Source organism: Pseudomonas aegrilactucae (genome assembly GCF_019168305.1).
GTDB classification, from domain to species: domain Bacteria; phylum Pseudomonadota; class Gammaproteobacteria; order Pseudomonadales; family Pseudomonadaceae; genus Aquipseudomonas; species Aquipseudomonas aegrilactucae.
Genome location: NZ_JAHTBI010000140.1, coordinates 1 through 3,761 on the forward strand (window position 1 = coordinate 1; position 3,761 = coordinate 3,761).

Sequence of the window (3,761 nt, forward strand, 5' to 3'; positions counted from 1 at the left end):
GTGCGGTTCCAGTCGTGCAGTACGGTGTTCTGCTCCTGCGGCGCAAGCATCACCAGGTCGCCGATGGCCTGGTCTGCCGAGCCGAGCATCGCGCTCAGCAGCCTGAGCAACGCGTGTGCGAGCTTCTGGACCGTGGCTGCGTTGAAATGCGCCTGGTCGTAACTCGCTTGCAAGGTCAGCATCGCGCCGAAACCGACCATCAAGGTCAGGGGGTAGTTGGTCTGCTCATGGGTGCGAATACTGCCGAAGTGCAGCGTTGCGCTTGCCGTCTGTTCCAGGGCTTGCGAAATCGGATAGTTCTCGAACACCAGGATCGTGTCGAACAGACTCTCGGCGTTTTTACCGGCCCAGCGTTGAATATCGAACAGCGGGGTATGTTCATGCTCTCGCAAGCCGAGGTTCTGCGCCTGCACCTGCTGCAGCCATTGGCCAACGCTGAGCTCAGGCAGCGGCGTGGCAACCACCGGCAAGGTGTTGATGAACAGCCCTAGCTGCTGCTCCACCCCTGTGAGCTCCGCCGGACGGCCGGAGACGGTGGCACCGAAGCAGACAGTCGCTTGAGCGCAGTAACGCTGCAGCACGATCAGCCAGGCTGCCTGAACCAATGTATTGGGCGTGACCTTCTGTTGCCGTGCAAAGGCCTCGAGCCGGGAAGTGTCGGCCTGCTCGAGCGCGGCTTCGAAGTGAGCGTGGCCGGACGCTGGCGAGCGCTCTGCGGTGATGGCCGCCGCGAGCCGAGTGGGCGCATCGAGGGTCTGGACCTGGGCTTTCCAGAACGTCTCGCTCAGCGCCTGGTCCTGCTGTTGCAGCCAGGCAATGTAATCGCTGTAGCGACCGCTGGACAGGGGAACGAGCTGGCCATGGTAGCGCTGCATCACCTCACCCATCATCTGCGAATTGCTCCAGCCATCCATCAGGATGTGGTGGTGGGTGTAGATGAGGTGATGGCTGTCTTCGCCGGTGCGTACCATGAACAGGCGCAGCAACGGCGGTTGCTGCAGGTCGAAAGGTTGCATCAGCTCTTCGACAGCCAGGGTTTCCAGCGCTGCGCTGCAACCCTGGTGCTCGCGCCAGTCCAGTACGCTGAACGGCAGTTCGACCCGCTTGTGCACCACTTGCAGCGGCTCGTTCAACTGGCCCTGCCAGAGGAAACCGCTGCGCAGGATGTCATGGGCATCGAGGGTGGCCTGCCAGGCTGCCCGGAAGCGTTCTGCATCCAGGCCGCGTACGTCCAGGCGCATCTGGTTGATGTAATTGCCTGCTTCCTGCTGGTAAAGGGTGTGGAACAGCATGCCCTGTTGCATCGGGGCCAGCGGGTAGAGCGTTTCAACCTGCTGTGCCGAAAGGGGCAGAGCATCGAGCTGCACCTGGCTCAAACGGGCCAGAGGCACATCCGACGGCGTCAGGCCGTGGCTGTCTGCCTGCAGGCAGTGCTCGATCAGCCGGGTCAGCGCCTGCAGGTACTCCTCGGCCAGCCCTTGAACGGTCGAGGCATCGAACATTTCGCTGTTGTAGCCCCAGGTCAGGCTCAGCTCACCTGCATACACCTGGCTGTTGAGGGTCAGCCAGTTGCTCTGCGGCGCATCCAGGCTCTGGCCGGTACCTGCGCTTTCTCCTGATGGCGCGAACAGTGCACCCTCGTCACTGTCGAAGGTGCCATCGAGCTGGCCCAGGTAGTTGAAGGTCAGGCGCGGCACAGGAAGTTGCTGCATGGCCTGCTGCGTCTGTGCATCGCCCAGGTAGCGCAAGGCGCCGAAGCCGATGCCTTTGTTGGGGATGGCGCGCAACTGCTCCTTGACCTGCTTGATCGTGTCGCCCAGCGTACTGGCCGGCGTCAGGCGTACCGGGAACAGGCTGGTGAACCAGCCAACGGTACGGGTCAGGTCCACCGCTTCGAACAACTCTTCGCGGCCATGCCCTTCCAGTTGCAGCAGCAGGTCGTCGTGACCGCTCCAGCGCGTGATGACCTGCGCCAGCGCGCTGAGCAGCAGGTCGTTGACCTGGGTGCGATACGCTGCCGGTGCCTGTTGCAGCAACTGACGCGTGCGCTGCTTGTCCAGCACGACCTGCACACTGTTGCTGTTGCGGTTGAGCAGGCGCTCGGCCGCTCGGTCGCAGGGCAGGTCATTGTTGACCCCTTGCAACTGCTGCTGCCAGTAGGCGAGTTCCTGTTCCAGGCCGTCATGCCGGGCGAACGCCTGCAACTGCTCGGCCCAGGCACGCAGGGAAGTGGTCTTGGCGGGTAGCTCGGCAACTTGACCGGCCACCGCATGGCGGTACGCCGCCTGCAGGTCTTCGAAAAGAATGCGCCACGACACGCCGTCGACCGCCAGGTGGTGAATCACCAGCAACAGGCGCTGGCTGCCATCGGCGAGGTCGGCAAGCAGCGCACGGACGATGCCGCCTTCCAGGTCCAGGCTGCGTTGGGCAGATTCGGCCAGCGCTTCCAGCGCGTGCGCGTCACTCACCGTGTGGTGCCACAGCAGCGGCGTGTGTGCCCAGGCACCGGTTTGGGCCGCCACCGAACGGTACTCGCCGCTCCAGACGTTGGCGGTTTCAGTGAAGTGTAGGCGCAAGGCGTCGTGGTGCAGTACCAGGCTTTGCAAGGCCTGCTCCAGCGCTGCAGCATCAAGCCGGGCGTTGGCCTTGAGCAGTACGGCCTGGTTCCAGTGATGGCGCTCGGGCATCGGCAGTTCGAAGAACATCTGCTGGATCGGCAGCAATGCAGTTGCGCCCTGCAAGGCCGATTGGTCAGCAACCGCGCTTGCGTCGCTGGACTGGGCAACCGTGGCAAGGCGCTGGATGGTCTGGTGCTCGAACAGGGCCTTGGGGGTGAACCGGATGCCGGCCTGACGGGCGCGGCTGACCACCTGGATCGAGATGATCGAGTCGCCGCCCAGTTCGAAGAAGTTGTCGGTAACGCCCACACGATCCAGCTTGAGAACCGCCTGCCAGATGTCGACCAGTTGCTGTTCCAGTGGGCTGGACGCCGCGACATGTTCGCTGCGCGTGGTGGTAGCGGTGATGCCGGGCAGTGCCTTGCGATCGAGCTTGCCGTTCGGGCTCAGCGGCAATTGTTCCAGCAGTACCAGGTGCGCTGGCACCATGTACTCGGGTAGCTCGGCCAGCAACTGCTGGCGCACAGCATCGCGCCATTGCGCTTGCTGGGTGCTGCTGGCCGACGCCAGATTGGCGTCACTGGCCACCAGGTAGGCGGCCAGTTGCAGGCCGCTGCCTGCTTCAACGGCCAGCACGCTGGCCTCGCGAACACTGGCCAGTTCAAGCAGGCGCGCTTCGATTTCACCCAGTTCGATACGCAGGCCGCGGATCTTCACCTGATGGTCGACTCGGCCCATGTAGTCGATCACGCCGTCGGCACGTTGACGTGCCAGGTCACCGGTACGGTACAGACGCTGCCCAGGCTGGAAAGGGCTGGCCACGAAACGCTCGGCAGTCAGGGCGGCGCGACGGTGATAACCGCGTGCCAGGCCTTCGCCGGCAAGGTAAAGCTCACCGGTGACACCCACCGGCAAGGGCACCAGATCGGCGCTCAAGACGTAGGTGCCGAGGTTGGCGATCGGTTGCCCGATCGGCACGCTGTTGCGGCCTTCGTCGCGGCAGGTCCAGTGGGTCACGTCGATGGCGGCTTCGGTCGGGCCGTACAGGTTGTACAGGCCGGCGTTCGGCAGTTTGGCGAACACCTGTTGCTGGGCGTCCACCGGCAGCGCTTCGCCGCTGCACACGATGCGCGTGAGGCTGGT

General features: G+C 64.0%; 1 protein-coding gene. It reads right to left on the reverse strand.

What is annotated here, in order from left to right:
• Positions 1-3,761, reverse strand: a 3,761-nt coding sequence (locus KUO17_RS25840) for a condensation domain-containing protein (protein WP_217978391.1), incomplete at both ends; no start/stop codon positions are given.